The sequence below is a fragment of the Asticcacaulis sp. P2_C5 genome, assembly GCF_056404555.1.
In genome coordinates this window covers 69,922-91,005 of the sequence record NZ_JBFUDU010000008.1, presented here as the reverse complement: position 1 = coordinate 91,005, position 21,084 = coordinate 69,922, and the positions used below count along the sequence as shown (strand labels likewise).

The 21,084-nt window shown below is 63.3% G+C and carries 17 protein-coding genes; 5 read left to right on the top strand and 12 right to left on the bottom strand.

The genetic code is table 11. The annotated features are described in order from the left end of the window. Positions 1 to 14: 14 nt before the first annotated feature. The 11 genes from AC1DXO_RS15145 to AC1DXO_RS15095 form a co-directional block, all read right to left on the bottom strand. Entirely contained in the window at positions 15 to 1,049 is a 1,035-nt protein-coding gene (locus tag AC1DXO_RS15145) for a hypothetical protein (RefSeq protein ID WP_476979007.1), read from the bottom strand. 12 nt (positions 1,050 to 1,061) lie between these two features. Beyond that, positions 1,062 to 3,701, bottom strand: a complete 2,640-nt coding sequence (gene tssH, locus AC1DXO_RS15140) for a type VI secretion system ATPase TssH (RefSeq protein WP_476979006.1) — start codon at positions 3,699 to 3,701, stop codon at positions 1,062 to 1,064. Positions 3,702 to 3,710: 9 nt separating this feature from the next. Beyond that, the gene (gene tssG / locus AC1DXO_RS15135) at positions 3,711 to 4,721 is read right to left on the bottom strand and encodes a type VI secretion system baseplate subunit TssG (protein ID WP_476979005.1); all 1,011 of its coding nucleotides are present in this window, start codon (positions 4,719 to 4,721) and stop codon (positions 3,711 to 3,713) included. Continuing rightward, on the bottom strand, positions 4,685 to 6,550 hold the full coding sequence (tssF, locus tag AC1DXO_RS15130) for a type VI secretion system baseplate subunit TssF (protein ID WP_476979004.1): 1,866 nt from the start codon (positions 6,548 to 6,550) through the stop codon (positions 4,685 to 4,687). The genes tssG and tssF overlap by 37 nt, the downstream gene beginning before the upstream one ends. Next, the gene (gene tssE, locus AC1DXO_RS15125) at positions 6,550 to 7,083 is read right to left on the bottom strand and encodes a type VI secretion system baseplate subunit TssE (protein WP_476979003.1); all 534 of its coding nucleotides are present in this window, start codon (positions 7,081 to 7,083) and stop codon (positions 6,550 to 6,552) included. The genes tssF and tssE overlap by 1 nt, the downstream gene beginning before the upstream one ends. A gap of 8 nt (positions 7,084 to 7,091) precedes the next feature. Further along, positions 7,092 to 7,871 carry a type VI secretion system accessory protein TagJ gene (locus AC1DXO_RS15120; protein ID WP_476979002.1) on the bottom strand — a complete coding sequence of 260 codons (780 nt, stop codon included), beginning with the start codon at positions 7,869 to 7,871 and terminating at the stop codon, positions 7,092 to 7,094. A gap of 63 nt (positions 7,872 to 7,934) precedes the next feature. Beyond that, complete coding sequence (locus AC1DXO_RS15115; protein ID WP_476979001.1) at positions 7,935 to 8,426, bottom strand: Hcp family type VI secretion system effector; 492 nt, start codon at positions 8,424 to 8,426, stop codon at positions 7,935 to 7,937. 197 nt (positions 8,427 to 8,623) lie between these two features. Further along, a complete protein-coding gene (gene tssC / locus AC1DXO_RS15110) occupies positions 8,624 to 10,114 on the bottom strand; it encodes a type VI secretion system contractile sheath large subunit (protein WP_476979000.1) in 1,491 nt (496 codons plus the stop codon). A 15-nt stretch (positions 10,115 to 10,129) separates the two neighbouring features. Then, positions 10,130 to 10,663 carry a type VI secretion system contractile sheath small subunit gene (tssB, locus tag AC1DXO_RS15105; RefSeq protein ID WP_476978999.1) on the bottom strand — a complete coding sequence of 178 codons (534 nt, stop codon included), beginning with the start codon at positions 10,661 to 10,663 and terminating at the stop codon, positions 10,130 to 10,132. A 157-nt stretch (positions 10,664 to 10,820) separates the two neighbouring features. Beyond that, positions 10,821 to 11,858 (bottom strand): type VI secretion system protein TssA, encoded by a 1,038-nt coding sequence (gene tssA / locus AC1DXO_RS15100; RefSeq protein WP_476978998.1) that lies wholly within the window; start codon positions 11,856 to 11,858, stop codon positions 10,821 to 10,823. A 63-nt stretch (positions 11,859 to 11,921) separates the two neighbouring features. Next, on the bottom strand, positions 11,922 to 12,494 hold the full coding sequence (locus AC1DXO_RS15095) for an OmpA family protein (protein WP_476978997.1): 573 nt from the start codon (positions 12,492 to 12,494) through the stop codon (positions 11,922 to 11,924). A 302-nt stretch (positions 12,495 to 12,796) separates the two neighbouring features. Here AC1DXO_RS15095 and AC1DXO_RS15090 point away from each other — a divergent pair, with 302 nt between their 5' ends. From AC1DXO_RS15090 to tagH, 3 genes are read left to right on the top strand one after another with little or no spacing between them, the layout of a single operon-like run. Beyond that, positions 12,797 to 14,881 carry a type VI secretion system Vgr family protein gene (locus AC1DXO_RS15090; protein ID WP_476978996.1) on the top strand — a complete coding sequence of 695 codons (2,085 nt, stop codon included), beginning with the start codon at positions 12,797 to 12,799 and terminating at the stop codon, positions 14,879 to 14,881. 44 nt (positions 14,882 to 14,925) lie between these two features. Continuing rightward, positions 14,926 to 15,486: a DUF6931 family protein gene (locus tag AC1DXO_RS15085; protein ID WP_476978995.1), complete on the top strand. Its 561-nt coding sequence runs from the start codon at positions 14,926 to 14,928 to the stop codon at positions 15,484 to 15,486. Continuing rightward, the gene (gene tagH, locus AC1DXO_RS15080; RefSeq protein ID WP_476978994.1) at positions 15,483 to 16,886 is read left to right on the top strand and encodes a type VI secretion system-associated FHA domain protein TagH; all 1,404 of its coding nucleotides are present in this window, start codon (positions 15,483 to 15,485) and stop codon (positions 16,884 to 16,886) included. Before AC1DXO_RS15085 ends, tagH begins: the two co-directional genes overlap by 4 nt. Positions 16,887 to 16,904: 18 nt before the next feature. Here tagH and AC1DXO_RS15075 read toward each other — a convergent pair whose 3' ends face one another. Further along, a complete protein-coding gene (locus AC1DXO_RS15075; protein ID WP_476978993.1) occupies positions 16,905 to 18,251 on the bottom strand; it encodes a peptidoglycan DD-metalloendopeptidase family protein in 1,347 nt (448 codons plus the stop codon). A 117-nt stretch (positions 18,252 to 18,368) separates the two neighbouring features. On the opposite strand from AC1DXO_RS15075, the gene tssK reads away from it, so the two are divergent. Continuing rightward, entirely contained in the window at positions 18,369 to 19,712 is a 1,344-nt protein-coding gene (tssK, locus tag AC1DXO_RS15070; RefSeq protein ID WP_476978992.1) for a type VI secretion system baseplate subunit TssK, read from the top strand. After that, positions 19,709 to 21,079 (top strand): type IVB secretion system protein IcmH/DotU, encoded by a 1,371-nt coding sequence (icmH, locus tag AC1DXO_RS15065; RefSeq protein ID WP_476978991.1) that lies wholly within the window; start codon positions 19,709 to 19,711, stop codon positions 21,077 to 21,079. Before tssK ends, icmH begins: the two co-directional genes overlap by 4 nt. Positions 21,080 to 21,084: the final 5 nt, after the last annotated feature.

Here is a 21,084-nt window from a genome sequence, read left to right as displayed (position 1 = left end):
GCCTCCTGTGCCTGCTACAATGCTTTCAGATAGGCGATGGCCGCCTTTTCGTCGGCGCCGACCCAGCCCGCCGACATCAGGTCGATCAACAGGGCCTTCAAGGGTCCAGCGCCACGCACAATCTGTTCCAGCTTCTTGTCCTTGCGGACGATCCCGGCATACGATAGCGCGATATCGTCGGAATCGCTGGGATTGTTCTTTTCGAGATAGGTGAAGATGTCGAACACCCGCTTGGTATTGTCACCCATCTCGGCCAGGCATTGCGCAAGGCCATCTTCGTCCATGTTGACCGTCACGCCCCATCCGCCGGTGCGGAAGCGGTTGATGACAAAAGCCGGATCGTCATTGAGATATTGCAGGAAAGCATGAGTGATCGGATTCCACGAACTGGACGGCATGCCAAGCTTCGACACACTGAAGCTGAGGTCGATGCCGCCCAGCCACGATACCGGGTCCATGGTATAGGCCATTTCGACGCGCTGCAGTCCGGCCGGCCAGTTCACCGTTGGCGAGCCGAAGCTGCAAACCCTCGACGAACGCAAGGTTTCAGCGCCGATGGCGTCCAGCGCCTGAAGGACGTTGCTCAGAATCAGATTGCCCTGGGAATGGGCGAAGACCTCAATGGCGCCGGACGTCTTGCGCAGCAGGTCGAACAGCGCCACCTGCGCCGGGTTGCGGCTGAGCGCTCTGCGCATGATCTCCGCCTTCTGCAGCGGACTGACGCCATTGTTCCACACGATCCGGTGTTGTGCCGACAGCGAAAACCCGTTGAATTGGTTCTTGTCGCCCAGGCACTGGATCAGGTCTTGCCGAAACCCGGCCGTCATGTTGTAGACGCCGGTGACCTTCGACATCTGTACCAGGGACAGGGCGAGCGCCGACTGTTTGTGATCGAGACCGGTATTGCCCATTCCGTTGATGAAGATGATCGTCTTCATCAACTGGGGCTGGCCGACTTCCGGATTTAGGTAGGTATTGACCTCGCCGTCCACGGTCGGAATCTTGCCCGGCAGGGACTTCAGCTTGTCAACGTCGAACCGCATCGCCATTGTCTGTCCCTGCTATGAGAAGCTGTAGATGAATCCGCTCGCACCCTCACCGGTGCCAACCGAAATCGCCTGCACCTCCTCGCCATTCATCTGTTTTTCCAGCAGGGCGATCGACAGTTCGGGCAGCATAGTGTTGGTCAGAATGGCGTCGATAATGCGCCCGCCCGACGCCACCTGATTGCAGCGCGAGACAATAAAATCGATCACCTCGTCGCTATAGCTGAAGGCGATGCCGTGGTTCTCCTGGATACGTTTTTTGACCCGGTCGATCTGCAGCTTCACGATGCCCTGAAGCATGGTTGGCGACAGCGGATAATAGGGCAGAACCAGCAGACGGCCCAGCAGGGCCGGTGGAAAAACCTTGAGCAGTTCGGGCCTGAGCGCCTCGGCCAGGGCTTCGGAATCGGGCTTCATCTCCTCGTCTTCCGACATGGTGGTGATCAGGTCGGTGCCGACATTGGAGGTCAGCAGGATTAAGGTGTTCTTGAAGTCGATATGGCGGCCTTCGCTGTCGTTCATGAAGCCCTTGTCGAACACCTGGAAGAACATTTCGTGCACGTCAGGGTGAGCCTTTTCGACCTCATCGAGCAGGACCACGCTGTACGGCCGGCGCCGCACCGCTTCGGTCAGCACCCCGCCCTGGCCATAGCCGACATAACCGGCCGGCGCGCCTTTCAGGGTCGAGACGGTATGCGCTTCCTGGAATTCCGACATGTTGATGACGATCATCGAGTCGTCGCCGGAATAGAGCAGTTCCGACAGGACGTGCGCGGTCTCGGTCTTGCCGACACCCGACGGACCGCACAGCATGAACACCCCGACCGGTTTGTTCGGATTGTCGAGCTTGGCGCGGCTGGTCTTGATTCGCTTGGCGATGGCGTCCATGGCGTGGTCCTGGCCGATGACGCGTTCCTTCAGACGGTCGGCGATTTCGAGCACGCTGCGGATCTCGTCCTTGACCATACGTCCGACCGGAATGCCAGTCCAGTCGGCGATGATTGCCGATACGGCATCGGCATCGACGACGGCGAATACCATGGGGCTGTCGCCGCCCGCCGCGCGCATTTCGTCGATGGCCGATTGCAGAGTGACCTTGAGCGCACCGGTGTCCGCGTCGCCTGGCGCCTCTTCAAGTGCGGTGCGCGCCGACTGCACCTTCTCCAGCGCGGCCTTCTCCGCCTCCCACTTGGCGGTGGCTTCCGCGAGGGCCGTTTCGGCTTCGTCGAGCTGTTCCTGGAGCTTCGGACCGCGATCGTCGCTGCGGTACTGTCCGGCCAGTTCGCGCGCCGCCACCTCCATCTCGACATTGAGCAGTTCGACGCGACGCCTGCGGTCCTCGACCGCCGCCGGGGTAGCGTGCTGCGAGACGGCCACGCGCGCACAGGCGGTATCGAGCAGGCTGACGGCCTTGTCCGGCAGTTGCCGCGCCGGCACATAGCGCTGCGACAGCTTGACCGCGGCCTCGACCGCCTCGTCGAGCAGGACGATCTTGTGGTGCTTCTCCATCATCGGCGCCACACTGCGCAGCATGGCGATGGCGTTGGCTGTCTCCGGCTCGCCCACGTCTACGGTCTGGAAGCGGCGGGTCATCGCCGGGTCCTTCTCGAAGTACTGGCGATATTCGGCATAGGTCGTGGCGGCGATGGTGCGCAGCCGGCCGCGCGCCAGAGCGGGCTTGAGCAGGTTGGCGGCATCGCCGGTCCCTGCCTGGCCGCCGGCGCCGATCAGGGTATGCGCCTCGTCGATGAACAGAATGATCGGCTTCGCGCTGGCTTCGACCTCGTCGATCACCTGGCGCAGCCGCTTCTCGAACTCGCCCTTTACGCTGGCCCCGGCCTGGAGCAGGCCGATATCGAGCGCGCGCAGCGTGACATCCTTCAGTACCGGCGGCACGTCGCCGTCGACGATGCGGCGGGCGAAGCCCTCGACCACGGCGGTCTTGCCGACGCCCGCCTCCCCGATCAGGATCGGATTGTTCTGTCGCCGGCGCAGAAGAATATCGATCATCTGGCGCACCTCGGCGTCACGGCCGACGATCTTGTCGATAGCGCCGGTCCGGGCACGTTCGGTCAGGTCGACGCTGAACTTCGCCAGGGCCTGGCCCTCGCCTGTCGGGCCGGACCCTGGCTCTCCGCCGCCCGACGACATGGCGCCCGCCGGTTCGGCGACGGTCTGCTCAGCCGACGACTGGACGATGCTCTCGAAACTGTCGCCCAGCTTGTCGACACTGATCTTGCGGAATTCGCCCGAGACATTGGCGAGCGCGTTCTTCAGGGTCGGCGTCTTCAACATGCCATAGACCAGGTGACCGGTACGGATGCGGCCGGCCGAGAACTGGAGCGAGGCATACAGCCAGCCCTTCTCGATGGCCTCCTCGATCTGGGGCGAGAAGTCGGAAATCGCCGTCGCGCCGCGCGGCAGGCGGTCGAGCGCCGCCACCACGTCGCGGGCCAGCTGGGTGTCGTCGATGCCGAAGGCGGTGCGGATCGACGCCACGTCGTTTCTCGGATCCTGCAACAGGACGTGCATCCAGTGGACCAACTCGACATAGGGATTGCCGCGCATCTTGCAAAAAGTGGTCGCGGTCTCGATGGCCTTGAGCGCCGTCGGGTTGAGCCGTCCGAAGAGGGAGGATCTGCTAATGTCGGCCATTGTAATCCTTTAGGCTGCCTGTCGTTTGGAAATAATGGTATCGCGACGGATGCGTCCGGTCTTGCCAGGCGTCATCCAGGTGGTCCAGCCGAGCCGCGTGCGTCCGTCGAGCTTCGCCGGCGGGCACAGCCGCTCGTCGATTTCGAGCGCGACGTCCCAATCCAGGTGAGAGGGCGCGAACGCGTCGAGCGCCTCGGCCAGGATCTTAAAGCGGCTGCCTGTCGGCAACAGGTCTTCGTAGTCGCGCAGGGTATTGGAGCGGATGACCACCCGAAACGCATCTGACGCCGTGCGCACACGCCCTCCCAGCACAATGTCGCCGCCGAGTTGTGCAAAGGCCTGGCCAAGTCGCGAGCGGTCGTCCTTTTCGATGGTGCGCCAGCGTGGCTGGAATTCGTGGACTTCGACCTTTTGCCGCAGTAGGTGCGACAGCGCGTCTTCGATGCCACGCGCATTGCGCTGGCCCGCCAGAAGACTGGCATAATGCAGCCGCGCCCGTGCCGGAAAGGCACTGTCGGCGCGCGCGCCTTCATAGGCACCGGTCAGGACCGCAAGATAACCGGCGAAGCGATCGTCATCCGGCCGGTCGGCCTGCGCCGCCGGTTGGCTATCGGCCCAGGCACGGTAAAACAGTTGCAGCATGCGCCCGGCCAACAGGTCGAGAAAGCGGCCGAGCGGCCGCGAACGGGCATATTTCTTTTCATAGACCGCGAATTCGGTGATGTGGGTCGGCATCGGTCCCATCGGTCCGGTCATGCCAAGCCAGTAACCGGACACGCGCGCCCTCCCGCCTTTGATGACGATTTCGTCCAGGGTCGACTCCGGAAAGCCCATGACCGGCGTCTGCGCCAGGTCGACGATGTTCTGCTGTGGCAGATGCGACCGGCCGACGCGCGGAAGCCCATGCGCCCGCGCCTCGGCGCCGCGCACCAAGGCGAACAACCCCCAGCGGCGGATCGTCGTGCGAGCGCCTTCGAGGAAGGTCAGATGGTGTGCTGGCGGCCGATCCGGGGGGGCCATTGGACGAAGGCTCCTTCGAGCGGCGATTCGAACGCGCACTCGGTGAATGTGTTGATGGTGGCGAACTCAGCCAGGAAACGCTCCAGCACGGCCGAGAACAGGAACAGCCGCGCGCGGTCGAAGGCCGCGTCATCCAGGCGAACAGTGATGTGATGGCCAGAAGCGATGGCCATGCGGTCGCGGCCCGGAACACGGCGCGACACGGGACGCGAGGTCACGGTCATCACGCCGTCGATCTGGCGTCGAGACGATGCGTCATCCGGTCGGCCATACAGCGCCAGATGGTCGCGCAGCAGCGCGGGGTCACCGCCCGGCTGGCTGACCAGGCTGGCATAGTTGGGCGTCAGGTGACCGATCACGCGCCACGCGGCGTCGTTCAGTCCCATCGGTGGACGCGGTCGGGTCGGCGCCCGCACAACCGACACCTTTGACACCGGAACGCCCTGGACAGTGAAATGGTTCTCGCCACGGAAGGTCAGGGTTTCCGGCAGTTCGCGATTGGTGACCAGGGCGCGTACCGCCACTTCGTGGATAGTGTCGAGCAGTTGCGGCTGACCGGGCGCGGTCAGGCTGAGCCAGACCTCGGTGCCGACATAATCGGCGGTACGGCGCACGCGCTGTTCCTTGGTGGATAGTCGCCGCGGCCGCAGCTTGGTGGTGTAGAATATGGCATTGCGCCAGTCGTACAGCAGGGCGCCGAAGGCATAGAGCGGCGCAACTTTCTGCGACTCGGTGTTCTCGCGGGCAAAGGCGTTGACGTCGAGCACGCGGAACACCTCGTAATCAAGCGGCTTAGCCCGGTCGGGAATGACATGGTACTCGTGCTCATAAGGTTTCATCTGCAGGCGGCCGCACTGCATCTCGAACAGGTTGATCGCCGGCGAACAAAACAGGCGGAAGTTGGCCGGTGTCAGGGCGCCGCTCAGGGCCGGCACGCTGCGCGAGAACAGAACAATGACGTCGACCGACTCCTTCGCCGTCGGCAGCACCTTCGCCAGACCGTCCAGACCGACGAAGTTGAAGCGCTCCGGGCAAGCGAAATATTCGGTCAGCAGTCGGTAGCCGCGGAAGGATCGCACCTCCTGCGGCAACAAGGCTTCCTTATCGTCGAACCCCAGTTGCACCGGCTTCGGCAGTTCAATCCAGCCCCCCGCTCCGGCGGCCGAATTGGCATCGCGCGCCATAACGGCAAGGGTTTCTCCGGCCAGTTGCCGGTACAACTCGCCGGGAATCGTTTCCGATCCGTCGAGATACAGGCTGATCGTGCCCGGCAGGATTTTCGCCAGGTCGGCGCCCGCCGTGGCGGCGAAGCGCAGGCGCAGGCCGGCTTCCGCCTTGAAACGCGTGCCGGCGGCAAAAGGCGCGATGGCGGCGCGTGAACCGAGATATTCCGCCTGGGTGATCTGCAGCGGCCACAGCCTGATCTCGTGACCGGTCCGGAACACGACCGGCGCCCCGCCCTGGTCCGCCGCCGTGGCGGTAATCGCCGTGCCGGCTGGTACGGTGACGCCCTTGGCCAGGCCTGGATCGCCAGCCCTGGGCTCAAATTGGGCGATACAGATGGACGGCGTTGGTGACAGGTAGTGCGGCTGGATCGCAGCGAGCAGATGCTGGGTGAATTCGGGATACTGGTCCTGCTGCTTGAGCTGAACCCGTGCCGATAGGAAAGCCACGCCTTCGAGCAGACGTTCGACATAGGGATCGGGATCGGTGGGCGTCTTCAGTCCCAGCCTGCCGGCCACAGCCTCGTGCTCCTCGCCGAACTCGCGCGCAGCTTCGCGTAAATAGGCCAGTTCGTCGCTATAGGCACGAAGAAGACGCGGGTCCATCAGTCCCTCACCGTCACGGTCGAGGCATCGGCTTCGACATCGGTCTTGAAGGTGACCGGAATCGCCTGCACAGCGGCGGTGATATCGCCGTGGATGGCATAGGTGATGGCGTTCTCGCGCTCGCGGGTCTCCATCGGTTCGACATGCAGGGAGTCGGGGTTGATGCGCGGCTCGAACGCCTTGACGGCGGCGGCGATATTCTTGGCGCGCGCCAGGACCACGCGATAGGAATGCGCCTTGCCGGTCAGGTCGGCAACGCCGAAATTGAGCACCGATGTCTTGACGTGCGGATAGGGGTCGAGATCGATACCGGCCGCCATGTTGGTGGTGTTGAGCAGCCACGCCATGTCGCGCTTGATGGTTTCGCGCAGGGCGTTCTCGTTGAACCGCTCCAGTTTCGGCACCGAATAGGAGCGCATGGTCTCGCGCGACATCTCCACCACGGCGCCGGTCTCGTCGCGCAGGCCGGGCATGTCGAGATCGGCGACCAGCTTGTCGAACAGTGACGGATTCAGCCGCTCGGAAATCGCCATGCGCGCACCTATGACCCGAACCGGAGCGCACGCAGTGATAGCAGATCCATCTCCTCGCCGCCCGACAGGTTCAGCACGTGCTGGCCGACAGGCGCGTCATCGATCCAGTCGGTGGACCGCGCCAGGATGGCGGCGGTGTTCTCGCACGTCTCCGTGCCGGGATAACGCACGGGCAGGAAGCCGGCGATGGACTGCCCCGATTTGAACCCGATCTGCACCGGCAGCCATACCGTATCACGCAGGTCCTTCGGGCCGTCGCTCTTGATATAGTCCAGCGTGTCGAACGGCAGCAGGCCCCACTTGCCGGCGACAATGGCTTCGACCGCCGGTCCGAAACGCGTATCGGCGTCGGCGATCCAGTCGAAGGCGGTATCGTTGAAGGTGCCCGGCGTATCCGGAGCGGCGTCGAAGGCACGGGCGCGTGCTGCTTCCGCCTCATCCGCCCGGCCGGCGAGGTCGTGGCCAAGCGCGGTAACGAGGTCCTGCGACCACGGACTGCTTTTGGTCAGGAGCGCCACTGGCGCCCGGCCGGCAAACGCATCCGCGCGAGTTATTTCGGCGTCTATGGCCTGATTATAGGCGACGCTCAGCATCTGGGCTTCGGGGGATAACTGGGCAAGCGCGCTCAGCTGGGCTCGCGCCTTGGTCCACTCGGCGGTCAGGCACAGCAACTGGAACAGGAACATCCTGGCGTCCACATTGCCCGGCGCCTTTTTTACCAGGTCGACAAGCTCGGCACGGGCCCCGCCAAGATCACCCTCGCGCAGCTTGATTTCTGCGAGACTCATCTAAATTCCGTGACCTGAACCGACTGCCGGCAGGGCCAGCAGCCGGGATTATATCAATCCTTATTAGACCGGCTTGTTCTGCCGCACGTCGTAGCCACCGGACACAGCGCCGCCAAGCGTGCCGTCGTCGTTCTGCGGCTGATAGCTGAAGCTGACCGTGGCGAAGTTGAGCGAGAGCGTCTCCATTGGCACGTCGGAAGACGCATCGCCGGAGTTCTGGAAGCTGGAGATCAGTATGTCGGTCAGCTTGATGATGTAGTATTCCTGACCTCCAGCCTTGCCGCCGCCGGCCTTGCGCACGGTGATCTGGGCGGTCTTGATGTGCTCGCCGGTGGCGCAGTCCATCATCAGCACTGGCGAAGCCTTGTCGGAGCGTTTGTGAATGGTGATATCGCTGAACTCGGCCTTGCCGGCGCCGCTGCCGCCGCTGCGGCCGCCAAGACCGTGCTGGGACACGCCGAACGTGAACGCATCGATGTCGATTTCGTCCTTGTGTTTGGCGTCCCTGGACTCGCCCTTGATGCCGTCCAGCTTCAGAAACATATCGATAGACATTGTCTACTCCATGGAAGTGAGCATGTGATTGGAACCGCCGAATACGCGGCGGGCACTGCCGGCCCTCTACGCACACCATCATGCCTGGACCGTTATGGATCACGGAAGCATGTCAGACCTGCGTGCGAGCCGCCTCAAACGTAGGTCTGTCAACTAACTCCGGACGCGCGCCCCAACGCACCTGCGTCAGTCGCGTTTTATCCCGCCCCCTTTGGCAGGCGCGACACCATGCTCATCGACACGTCCATGCCCTCAAGCTGGTAGTGCGGAATGAACAGGAACTTGCCCTTGTAATAGCCGGGATTCTCCTCATCGGCCACGACTTCGACCGACGCTGCTTTGAGCGGCAGCCGCGCCTTGGTTTCTTCCGACGAGGTTTCCGGCGCGCCATCGACATACTGCATGATCCAGTTGGTCAGATCACGCGTCAGCTGCGGCGCCTCGCGCGAGCCACCGACCCAGTCGCGCACCATACACTTGAGATAGTGGGCGAAACGGCATGACGCGAAGATGTAGGGCAACCGCGCCGACAGGTTGGCCGAAGCCGTTGCCGCCGGATCGTCATAGACCTTGGGCTGGTGAACCGTCTGCGCGCCAATGAAGGTCGCCTGGTCGGAATTCTTGCGGTGAACGAGCGCCAGCAGACCTGACGTCGACAGTTCGGCTTCGCGCCGGTCGGAAATGGCGATCTCGGTCGGGCATTTCATGTCCACGCCGCCGTCATCGGTCGGGAACATGGCTGTGGGCAGGCCGGTGACCGTGCCGCCCGATTCAACGCCGCGGATACGTGTACACCAGCCCCAGTCCTTGAAGGCCTCGGTAATGCGCACGCCCATGGCATAGGATGCGTTAAGCCACAGGTGGTTGTCATGCTCGCCGCCGGTGTCCTCCTCGAAGTCGAAAGCATCGACCGGGTTGGTCTTGGCGCCATAAGGCGGGCGGCCCAGAAACCGCGGCATGGTCAGCGCCAAGTAGCGGCTGTCCTCCATGGCGCGGAAACCGCGCCATGCGGCATAGTCGGTGGCGTCGAACAGCTTGCCGAGATCGCGCGGCTGCGACAGTTCCTGCCAGCTCTGCATACCCATCAGACCGGGCGCTGCATTGGCAATGAACGGGGCGTGAGCGGCCGCGCCAATCTTGGACAGGCCTTTCATGACCTCGATGTCGGGCGCGCTTTGATCGAAGCTGTAGTCGCACATGAAGGCGCCGTAGGGTTGCCCCCCCAACTGGCCGAATTCCGACTCGTAAATCTTCTTGAAGAGCGGGCTCTGGTCCCATGCGGCGTCACGGTACTGGCGCAGCATCTTGCGCACCTCGTCCTTGCCGATGTTCATGACACGGATCTTGAGGTCCTTGCCGGTCGGCGTATTCATGACAAAGTAGTGCAACCCGCGCCACGCCGATTCCAGCTTCTGGAATTCCTCGTTGTGCAGGATTAGATTGACCTGCTCGGTGAGCTTCTTGTCAATCTGCGCCCGCATGGCGTCGAGCGTCGTGAAGACGTCGTGGCCGATGACATTGGCGTCGGCCAGTGCCTGCTGCGCCAAGGTTTGGACGGCCGATTCGATGCGTGACTTGCGCGTATCGTCGGTCGGCTTGAATTCCTTCTGCAACAGCGATGCGAAGTCATCATAGGCGACCTCGCCGGTCTGAGCTGCGCCCGTTGTCTGTACTGCTTCTTGAGCCATTGATCCCCGTCTCCCTTATTCCGGCGCCGCTTCGTTCGCCGTATCGCCACCCTTGTTCGCGCCTTGGGTAGCCGCCAGCGACTTCATCAGGTCCGGATCCTTGAGCAGCTTATCCAGGAGCTCCTGGGCGCCATCCTTGCCGTCCATGTAGATCATAAGGTCGTTCAGCTGCTGGCGCGCCTCGAGCAGCTTGTTCAGCGCCGGGACGCGCTTGGCGACCTCGCCGGGGTCGAAATCGTCCATATTCTTGAAGGTCAGGTCGACCGAAAGTTTGCCCTCACCGGTCAGGGAATTGTCGACATTGAAAGCGGCGCGCGGCGCGATCGCCTCCATGCGCTGCTCGAAATTGTCCATATCAAACTCGACGAAGTCCCGCTTGTCCACCGGCTTCTTCTCGACCAGGCTCTTGCCCGACAGGTCGGACATGACGCCCATCACAAACGGCAGTTCGACCTTCTGCTTGGCGCCGAAAGTTTCGACCTCATACTCGATATGAACGCGCGGCTTACGATTCTGGCTGATAAAACGCTGACCACCCTTGCTTGACATCGCTGACCCTTTTTATGAGTGCGCTTTCGAGCGCCGTTAGAACGCGGTTCGCCAAATTATCAAACGGCAATTTTCTTTTTACAAGCTAATTCGAGATCAAACACTCATTTGTCAGAATTCGTTAGGGCAAGCTTACCCATGCGGCAACATTAGCCGGTTACCAGTTACTGTTTTCGTCTTTCTTGGTGGGAAGGAGCACGCGCCTCGCCTCGTCAAGGCTGTTCGGCGCGATGTCTTCCAGCACGGCCATAAAATCGAGCGTCACCCACTCCCGGGCCCGTTTCAGCGCCAACGGCACCGGACTGGCCGGCTCGCGGCGGCGGTAATAATCGGCGATGGCGTCGATGGCGCGGACCACGTCCTCGCGCGAGTCAATAGAACTGGGCGAACCGGGCGAACCCATCCCCGATCGCCCACTGCCGTTCGAGGCGGCATAGGTAATATCGCCACCGCCCGCCGGCGGCACATCCGCTTGCGGCGCGGCGGCACCACTGCCTGGCAGGAACTCCGCCAAGGCCCTGCGCACACCACTGAAGGCTTCATAGGTCGGAGCGAAATTGACAGAGGTCTCGCCGCCGGCATTGGCGGTCATCACCTTATCGGCGCGCCTCAATGCCAAGATGATGGCGTCGAGGTTGGCGGCGGTCGCCTCAAGCTCTTCGGCCGGAACATCGGCGATCGCAGCGCGGAAAATGCCGTAGCCGTCCTCGGCATCGCCGCCTTTCATGAAACGCTCGATATCGCTTGCGGAATATTGGCCGAGGCGAGGATGGCTGACCAGGATGATATTGCGCAGCGGACCCAGAAATTCGCCGATGCGTGTCAACGATTCGCACGGTGTCTTGCGCCCCTGGAAGCCGTATTCCTCGATCTGCGGATGGACACTGTCCCACCAGGTCTCGACCAGACCGGCCAGGTATTCCGCGCCCTTGGCGACGGTCTCGAGTTGCGCCATGCGGGCGCCGGCACGCATCATGTAGACAGGAAGCCAGATGTCCTTGGTGCGCGCGCTCTGCGCCTCGATCAGACGCACCACGGCGCGCCAGTCGGTGTCACCGTCATTGGCATCGCCGCCGCCCGCCGTGCGCTCGAACGCCGTCTCGATTTCCTGGCGCTGGACGTCATAGGCGAGATCCTCACCCACCGGCGAGTCGCCGGGAACCGGCGCAAGCAAGGCCTCGACATTAGCCGCCACAAAGTCACCCTTGAAAAGAAACTGTCTCCGGAAACATCCGGGAGACTGTTATTATGAATATTGTCAGTTCGCGCGAACCAACTCGACACGGCGGTTGAGTGGAGATGTCCGCGTAGCGCCGGTCAGCGGGCGGTCCGGGCCATAGCCCATCGCCTGGAGCCGGTCCGGAGAAACGCCGTTGGCAACCAGGAAATCAACGACCGACTGCGCCCGTCGCTTCGACAGGTCCAGGTTGGTAGCATAGGAACCGGTCGAGTCGGTATGGCCTTCGATAACGAACTTCATGCCGGCCAATTGCTGCGACTGGAGCGCTTTGACATACTCCCCCAGTTCCGTGCGAGCATCGGGCGTGAGTACCGCCGAACCCAGCAGGAAATGCACCTGCATTGCCATCTCATGCGATGCAGACGGTGTACCGGAGACACTGCCGCCGCCAGTACCGGCGTGGACCTGCGCTTTCGCACCCGGCTTATAGGACGGCGCACTCGACGTCACTTTGGGCGGCGCAGGCTTGCCCGGCACGGCGGCCGGAGCGGGATTGTTTTGAGCCTTCTGCAGGCTGAACATCTTCTCGTCGCCATTCGTCTGCTTGCTGCCGGCCGGCGCGACGCTCGTGTCGTCACAGCTGTCCGACATCCGGCAGATGATGTCGTCCGCCTTGACCGTCTGCGCGGGAGCAGAACCATATGAAAGCGCAAAACCGGTCAGGAGAAGACCGCATGCACTGAGACTACGTAAAGTCGAGAAACGCATACGACACCTTTATAAATAAGGGCCGACCATTCAGCCAACAGTGTTATGACCGAAAATACCCCATTTACAAACCCGGCGCAACTGGATTACCCTTGTAAGAAAAAGCAGTCTAAGCTGCTTCCGCCTGGGATGGCATAAATCCAAGGGCACAGTATGGTCCGCCACCCGGCAGATGGAGATGCGTGTTGCCCGATAAGCCCTTAGCCACCATAGACCTTAGCTTCGGGTCCACCGATGCCGATCTCGTTCGCGTCGACATCCAGGAAGCGCTGAGCGAGCTGTTCATCATCACGGCCGACATTCTGACGAAAGATCAGGTGTCCCTGAGTGACAAACTGGGCGCGTCGGTGACGGTCGCGATCTTCCAGAACGAGGAGCCGGACCGGGTGTGGAACGGCATCTTTACCGCCGGCGAGTTCGTCGAGCGCACGCCAGCCGGCTGGCGCTACCGTCTGACGCTACGCCCGGTGCACTGGCTGTACAGCCTCAGCCGCTTCTATGCCATTTACCAGGATAAGGCGGCGTCGGACATCGTCGGCCTGACGATGAAGCGCTGCAATCTGCCGTGGAAGCCCGCAGCCTTTGGCATCAGCCGCGAATATTGCGTGCAATATGACGAAAGCGACTTTGGCTTCATGACGCGCCTGATGGAGGAGGAAGGCGCCTACTATTACTTCGACCATGGCCAGGGTAGTCACACCCTTGTCATCCAGACGCGAAATTCCAGCCATCCAAAGGCCCAGCCCTACAGCCTGGCCTTCAACCCGGACGCGCAGAACCTGCACTTTTCCGACCAGAAGGGTGAAAACGACGACTATTACATCCTGTCGTGGGCGGAAAGCGTCTCGACCGGCAGCGAAACTTCGGTCGGGTACCAGGACTACGACTTCAAGGACGCCACCAATCCTGTGAAGAACGAGTCCAGCGTCAAGAAGGCCCTGGGCCAGAAGACGGTCGTCGTCCAGCGCTTCGCCGCCACACGCGATGTCCGCGCCGATGTCGCACGCACCGAGACGCATATGGAACTGATCGAGTCCGGACGCCAGTTGTTCGCGGGCACGTCGCTGACGCCGGGTGTGCGTTGCGGCGAACTGATCGAGATGACGGATCATCCCGTCGGCCGCTTCAACACCAGCTACCTGATGACACGGGTGCGCACGGTGGCGCACGGTGCCGGCTTCGAGACGTCGTCAGGCGCGGTCGACGACAGCGGCACCTGGTTCGAATGCGTTCGCGCCGACCAGCAGTGGCGCCCGGCGCACATCACGCCGCGGCCACTCGTGCATGGTTCCGAAACTGCGATTGTGATTGGGCCGGACAGCGAGACCATCTATACGGACGAATGGGGCCGTGTGAAGGTGAAGTTCCATTGGGACAGTGGTGTCGCCGACGACCGGGGCTCCGACACCACATGCTGGATCCGCGTGTCGAACTTCGGAGGCCTCGGTAACGTCGTGCTGCCACGCGTCGGCCATGAGGTGATTGTCGATTTCCTGGGCGGCAATCCCGACCGGCCGATCGTCACCGGACGGCTGTTCAACAGCGAGAACAAGCCGATCTACGACCTGCCCGCTAACAAGACCCGGGCTTTATGGCGAACCAAGACCTATGGCGACGCCAATGCCGCCCTGGGCGACGACGCGGTTACGCTCGACACCGGCAATCCGGCCGCCAACGAGCTGCGGTTCGAGGACATGTCGGGCAAGGAAGAAGTATTCGTCCATGCCCAGCGTGACCTGAACACGCGCATCCGCAATGACGAAAGCCACCATGTCGGCCATAACCAGCAGACCAAGATCGGACTCGATTCCGAGCGCGAGGTCGGCCGCGACAGCAAGGTCAAGATCCGCAGGAACTCGACCATTGAGATCGAGGAGAACGAGAGCCGCACCACCAAGGGCACATGTGCCGTCGAGGTTCAGAAAAACCATACCGTCAAACTATTGGCGGACGCCAGCTACACCACGAACGGCAAGAATACGGTCAAGGTCGATGGCGAAGACAAGCAGACCTATGGCGACAAGTCGACCATCAGTGTCGGCGATACGCTGAAGATCTCTGGCAGTACCGACATCCTGATCGAGGCCAATACCACGATTACCCTGAAGGTCGGCAGCAGCAAGATCGAGATCTCCCAGGCCGGCGTGAAAATCACCGGCCTCATGGTCAATGTCGAAGGCCAGGTCACGGCCGAGATGAAGTCACCGATGACGACGGTCAAGAGCGACGCCATGACCACCATCAAGGGTGGCATCGTGATGATAAACTAGGCCTGATGATAGACTAGGCCTGATGATAGACTGGGAACGAGCACATGAATGAATGGGGCATGGTCGAATGGTCGCGGGCGCGGCAGATCACCCAGGCCATGGGTATCCGCGACAAGGATCCGGCGGCACCGGCGCCGGCCGTGACACCGCCGCAGCATTTCGCCAATCTCATTTCCTCCGGCGAGCTCGCCGACGCCATCCGCTTCCTGGCCCACGCCCTGCCGCGCTACGAGGCGATCCAGTGGGCGGCGCGCGTCATGTCGGAGCTGAAGCCCAACAGCCAACGGGACATCGAGGAGGTTCGCGCCTTCGACCTGGCGCATCAGTGGCTGCGCGACCCGTCCGAAGCCGTCCGCCGTGCCTGCGAGGTTCAGATTACGCGAATGGAGGAGGCGTGCGCCGAGAAGTTCCTGCTTCAGGCGATCTTCATGTCCGGTGGATCGATGACCCCGGAGGACCTGCCGCCGGTTCATCCGGCGTCCGATATCACGGCCAAGATGGTGGCCGGCGCCGTCCTGTTGACCGCCCTGGGCACGGTTGACGGACGGGGCGGGCTAATAAGCGCGCTTGAGGCCGGCGAAAAATTGGCGCAAAGGGCGGCATGAAGCTTATTCTGACGATCCAGGGGCTCGACCGGCTCGACAACGGCCTGCCGGCGCGGCTCGACCTTGCCGAACGCGGCGCCATAATCGGCCGCTCGCCAACCGTGTCGTGGTGCCTGCCCGACCCGTCCAATCATATTTCCTCCCGCCATGCCGAAGTGGGATTTCGCGACGGTGTCTACACCCTGACCGACACCTCGACCAACGGCACCTTCGTCAATGGTCGTCAGCTGACGTCGCCGCACCGGCTCAATACCGGCGACGTCATCGACATCGGTCAATACCGGATTCGCGCCGAGGTCGAAGGCCAGGCCGCGACAGCCGGCGGTCCCGCTGCGCCGCCACCGCCCGTGCAACCCCCGTCTGACGCCTGGGGACCGCCGCCCGGTCCCGCCCCTGTCGTGTCGTCCGCGACTGGAAGCGGCTGGGATCCGGTGCACGCCGCACCCGCACCGCCGCCTCCCTCCGAATGGGGTCCGAGTCCGCAATCCTCTGGCGCGTCACCGTGGGATGTCGGCGCACCGACCCCGCCTCCCACGCCGGCCTCGCCATGGTCGAGCGCCATACCCGAGGTCGCGCCTCCACCGTCCGCCGATGACGTATGGGGCCGCTTTGCCGAAAACCATATCGTCGATTGGGCGCGCGGCGGCTTCGGGCAGCAGGCGCCGGAACTCAAGCCGGCTTCCGCGCCGCTCGGCCTCGACACGACCAACAATTTCGCCCAGTCCCTGCCGCCGGTCGAGCAGAAATGGGCCGGCCATGCGCCTCCCGAAGCCCCCCCTGCCCCGGTTGTTCCAGCGCCGCAACCGGTACAATCGGCGCCGCCTTCGCTTGACGGTTTCATTCAGCAGCTTGGCTTGTCACCAGCCGATCTGAAAGCCGCGCCGCAAGAGACGCTTGCCACTTCGGCCGTGCTGCTGCGTCGCCTGATCGCCGGCATGGTCGTGATGCTGGAGGCTCGCGCCCGCGCCAAGTCGCAGATGGGTGCGCAGGGCACGGCGCTCAGTTTCGATGGCAACAATCCGCTCAAATTCGCGCGCACGCCGGAGCAGGCCCTGGCCCAACTGCTCAACGCACCCGAACGCGGCTTCATGCCGGCCGAACGGGCCATCGAGGACGCTTTCCTCGACCTGCAATCGCACCAGATGGCGACGCTCAAGGCCATGCAGGGCGCGCTGAAGGCGACGCTCGACCGCTTCTCGCCTGCCGCCATCCGCGAGCGCGCCGAGAAGAAGGGCATCATGGCCAAGATCTTCCCCGACGCGCGCGACGCCGCCTTGTGGAAAGCCTATGAAAAGGAATTCAGCGGCGTCGTCCACGGCTCGGACGAGGCCTTCATGGATGTCTTCGCCCAGGAGTTCCGCAAGGCGTACGAAGCGCTGACAATGAAAAAGGGATTTTGAGACTTGCTATTTCCCGGTCTACGCCCCGGCCTGTGCGCGGATGGCGTCGATGCGGTCACGTTCCGCGAAGAAGCCGCGTAGGTCGGCGCCACTCAGGCCATGGCCCGCTTCCAGCGGCACGGTCATGGCGTCCACCGGCTCGCCACTGATATGCATCTCATAGTGCAGGTGCGGCCCCGTCGAACGCCCGGTCGTACCGACATAGCCGATAGTCTGGCCCTGATGCACGCGAGCCCCGGCAACAATGCCGGAGGCAAACGCGCTCTGATGCAGGTAATAGGTCTGCCAGCCGTTGTCGTGCTGGATGATGGTCAGGTTGCCGTTCGGTCCCTTCATCGCCGCCCATTGTACGGTGCCGTCGCCGGCGGCGTAGATCGGCGTGCCGACCGGCGCACCAAAGTCGGTTCCCTTGTGCATCTTCTGAAAGCCCAGCACCGGGTGAACGCGCATCCCGAACTGGGAGGTAATGCGTGCGCCGTCGATGGGCGTGCGCAGGAAGCTCTTGATGATGCTGGCGCCATTGCCGTCGAACCAACCGGCGTCGCCGGAGGCCGGCGTGAAGAAGTACAGCGCCTTCGACTTGGCCGCCGTTGTCAGCGAGGCATATATCAGGTGGGGCTGGCCGACCACCTGGCCATCAGCGTTCTGCGTTTCCTCGAAGGCAGCCTCAAACACGTCACCGGGAAGGATTTCGCGCTGGAAGTCGAAATCATAGGCGAAGGCCTTGGCGAAATCCGGGATCAGGCTGTCGGTGATTCCGGCCGTGACGGCGGAGGTATAGAAGCTGTTGGTGTCGATCTCGCCGCGCCGAACGACGGTGACGGTTTTCAACGCGGCTGCAATCGGCGTCGCGGCATAGCTGTCGCCGGAGCGGGCGATGCGGACGCCTGAGCTGTCGCCGCGCGTGATCTCGGCCGCGCGCAGGTCCGTGCCGGCAAGGTGCGCGACGATGCGCAGTTCTCCCGGAGCTGATCCAAGCTGCGCGGTCGCTGCCTGCGCCGCCGTCTGCGCATCCTCGGGCGCCGCACCGGCCGCGGTCAGGGCTTCGACCAGGCGCGAAGGACCTGAGATCGACAAGGTGCGCGTCGCGGCGCCTTCGTCGGCGGGCGTGACGGATGCGGCGGCAACCGCGCTGACCACGACGCCGCCATGGGTCTGAACCTTGTGCGACAGAATGGCGGTGCCCGCTCCGGCCACCAGGATGACGGCGCTTAGACCCAGCGCAATCAGGTTGCGACGGCCTGCGGGAGGTGTCTCGGGTGGCTGCGGTGCCTGCGGGTCGTGCGGCGCCTGCTTACCCGCGCCTGCGATCGTCCTGCTCCACGTGCGCGGATCGAAGGAGAGACTGCCGGGATCTTCTGTCATATAAGCCGCGCTCGCCAATAACACGAATATTTTCCAGTCAGAATTCGTGTAACATGGCTTTCAAGCGGCGTGAAGCTGTGCTTTATTCGCGCACCAATTCACAGCGGGAACCGGAAGATGGCTGGCAAGCGGCGTGTGGCGTGGCGAGAAGGTATGTTCCTGCGGCCGCAGCATTTCCAGCAGCAGGACCGGTACTTCGATGCCCAGCTGAATGTGCGCGCCGGAGCGACGCAGCCCTATGCCTGGGGCCTGTTCGATATCCAGATCGACGAGGACCTGGCGACGCTGGGCAAGTTCGGCGTGGTCAAGTGCAGTGGCGTCATGCCTGACGGCACGGCTTTTTCCATTCCCGGCGACATGCCGCCGCCACCGCCGCTCGACATGCCGCCCGATACGCGCGACGCCATCGTCTATCTGACGCTGCCGGCCAGCCAGGAGGGCACGGTCGAATTCCGCGAACAAGACAACGCCGCCCATGACGCGCGTTTCATCGTCGAAGAGATGGAGGTCATCGACAGCTTCTCCGACGACCGCATGCAGGAATCGATTGAGTTCGGTACGCCCAACCTGCATTTCGGCGTCACGCGCGACCAGACGTACGGCCGGGTGACGCTGGGCCTTGCGCGGGTGCGCGAGTTGCAGAACAAGCAGATGATGTTCGATGACCGCTACATTCCGCCGTGTCACGACATTCGCGCCGCCCAGCGGCTCAAGGGCGGGCTCAGTGATGTCCTGGGCCGCGCCGACCAGCGCGCGCAGGACCTGGCCGTGCGCGCTGCCGAAGCGACAGACGGCGGCCAGGATTCGTTCAAGAACTACTTCATGCTGGTGGCGCTCAATCGCTGGTGCCCGCTGTTGGCCCACCTTGATGCCTTGCCGTCGGTCCACCCGGAACGGCTATACGAGTCGCTGACGTCGATGGCGGGCGAGCTGGCGACCATGACACGGCCGGATCGCAGGGCGCCAGCCTTCCCGAAATACGACCACGAGAAGCTGCAATTAACCTTCGAGCCGGTGTTCGACATGCTGCGCTCGATCATGGCGGCGGTGTTCGATCAGGCAGCGATGCAATTGCCGCTCGTCCCGACGCCGACGCCCGGCGCCTATGTGTCGGAAATCCGCAACAACGCCATCTTCAAGACCGGCTACTTCTTCCTCGCCGTATCCGCCGCCGCACCTCTGGACGAAATCCGCGCGCGCTTTCCGGCCGTGGCCAAGATCGGGGCCACGCCCAAGATGCGTCAGATCGTCGAATCGGCCCTGCCCGGCGTACCGTTGCGCCACACGCCCAATCCGCCGCCGCAGTTGCGCGTGCTGCCGGGCTATGTTTATTTCGAGCTCGACCGTGGCGTCGCCGATTGGCGCGACTTCACCACGGCGCCGGGCCTCGGGCTGATGGTCGCAGGCGACTGGCCGGCTTTGAAACTCGAACTCTGGTACGTCCGGGGGAGTGACAAATGAACGATAAGGACGGAAATGGCAACGGCGGCAACCGGACGGTGTTCCGTCCGAGTCCCCTTCAGGGCCTGAACCAAAACAAGCCGCAGGCGGCGCCGGTCCCTGCCCCGGGCGCGGCATCGCCATTCGGCATGGCGCCCCAGCCGGCTAAGGCCGCCCCGATCAGCGACGATATCGTCCAGCCTGCCCAGCCAGCCCAGGTTCGCAACCGGCTCATGGCCGAGGCCGGGCCCGTACTGGCCCTGGTCGCATCCTTGCGCGCCGGACGGGCCCGGCCGCCCCTGCCGCAGTTCCATCGCATCGTCAGTGAGGCCATCACCCGCTTCGACCAGGCGATTGGCGGTAATGTGCCGACCGAGACCTTCCAGCGCGCACGCTATGCCCTGTGCGCCACGGTCGACGATATCGTCCAGACCTTGCCGGGCCAGGGTAACGACACCGCCGAATGGGCGCGCCGTTCGATGGTGGTCACCTTCTTCCAGGAAAACATCGGCGGCGACCGGTTTTGGCAGCTGGTCGAGGATATGCTGAAAAATCCGCCGCAAAATCTCGACCTGATCGAGCTGTACCATGCCTGCCTGGCCGCAGGGTTCGAGGGCCGGTTCCGCGTCGAGCCGGACGGCAAGCGCCGCCTTCAGGAAGTGATGGCGCGCCTGTATGCCGCGCTCGACCATCCGCGCACCCAGTCGACGCGCGAACTCGTACCGCATTGGGCTGGTGAGAACGCCCCGCCGGCCAGGGTCGGCTTCTGGAGCCACATCGCCCTGGCCGGCGCGGTCGCCGCGGGCGTGCTATTGCTGATCTATATCATCCTGCGCCTCATCCTGATGCAGACGGGGCATAGATCATGGGATGCCCTCGGCGCACTCAGTCCGAGCGAACCGCTGCGATTGTCGCGGCAGGCGGTCACGCCGTCTTTGCCGTCGGGCGGTCAGGCGTCGCGCCTAAAGACCTTCCTGGCACCCGAAATCGCCCAAGGGTTGGTGGCGGTGGACGAAGACGCCAACACTGTGCGTGTGCGCACCACGGTAGGCGCCCTGTTCAAGTCCGGTTCGGACCAGCTGTCGAGCAGCGCCCAACATGACCTGTTCACACGCATCGGCAAGGCGGTCGAAAGCGAGCCGGGACCGGTCATGGTCGCGGGCCATTCCGACAGTGACCGCATCTCGTCCCTGGCCTTTCCCGACAACATGGCCCTGTCCGGCGCACGCGCCAGGACCGTGGCCAACATCCTCGCTACGGTGCTGAGCGACCCGTCGCGCATCACGTCGCAGGCCTATGGCGACACCCAGCCGATCGCCTCCAATGCGACACCGGACGGCAAGGCGGAAAACCGCCGCGTCGAAATTGTCCTGCAACGCCACGACTAGGGCAT

Excerpts from the sequence above, each read along its gene's own strand:
- AC1DXO_RS15145 (WP_476979007.1), bottom strand. The coding sequence starts at position 1,049 with ATGGCGATGCGGTTCGACGTTGACAAGCTGAAGTCCCTGCCGGGCAAG.
- tssH (WP_476979006.1), bottom strand. The coding sequence starts at position 3,701 with ATGGCCGACATTAGCAGATCCTCCCTCTTCGGACGGCTCAACCCGACG.
- tssG (WP_476979005.1), bottom strand. The coding sequence starts at position 4,721 with ATGGCCCCCCCGGATCGGCCGCCAGCACACCATCTGACCTTCCTCGAA.
- tssF (WP_476979004.1), bottom strand. The coding sequence starts at position 6,550 with ATGGACCCGCGTCTTCTTCGTGCCTATAGCGACGAACTGGCCTATTTA.
- tssE (WP_476979003.1), bottom strand. The coding sequence starts at position 7,083 with ATGGCGATTTCCGAGCGGCTGAATCCGTCACTGTTCGACAAGCTGGTC.
- AC1DXO_RS15120 (WP_476979002.1), bottom strand. The coding sequence starts at position 7,871 with ATGAGTCTCGCAGAAATCAAGCTGCGCGAGGGTGATCTTGGCGGGGCC.
- AC1DXO_RS15115 (WP_476979001.1), bottom strand. The coding sequence starts at position 8,426 with ATGTCTATCGATATGTTTCTGAAGCTGGACGGCATCAAGGGCGAGTCC.
- tssC (WP_476979000.1), bottom strand. The coding sequence starts at position 10,114 with ATGGCTCAAGAAGCAGTACAGACAACGGGCGCAGCTCAGACCGGCGAG.
- tssB (WP_476978999.1), bottom strand. The coding sequence starts at position 10,663 with ATGTCAAGCAAGGGTGGTCAGCGTTTTATCAGCCAGAATCGTAAGCCG.
- AC1DXO_RS15095 (WP_476978997.1), bottom strand. The coding sequence starts at position 12,494 with ATGTCGGACAGCTGTGACGACACGAGCGTCGCGCCGGCCGGCAGCAAG.
- AC1DXO_RS15085 (WP_476978995.1), top strand. The coding sequence starts at position 14,926 with ATGAATGAATGGGGCATGGTCGAATGGTCGCGGGCGCGGCAGATCACC.
- tagH (WP_476978994.1), top strand. The coding sequence starts at position 15,483 with ATGAAGCTTATTCTGACGATCCAGGGGCTCGACCGGCTCGACAACGGC.
- AC1DXO_RS15075 (WP_476978993.1), bottom strand. The coding sequence starts at position 18,251 with ATGACAGAAGATCCCGGCAGTCTCTCCTTCGATCCGCGCACGTGGAGC.
- tssK (WP_476978992.1), top strand. The coding sequence starts at position 18,369 with ATGGCTGGCAAGCGGCGTGTGGCGTGGCGAGAAGGTATGTTCCTGCGG.
- icmH (WP_476978991.1), top strand. The coding sequence starts at position 19,709 with ATGAACGATAAGGACGGAAATGGCAACGGCGGCAACCGGACGGTGTTC.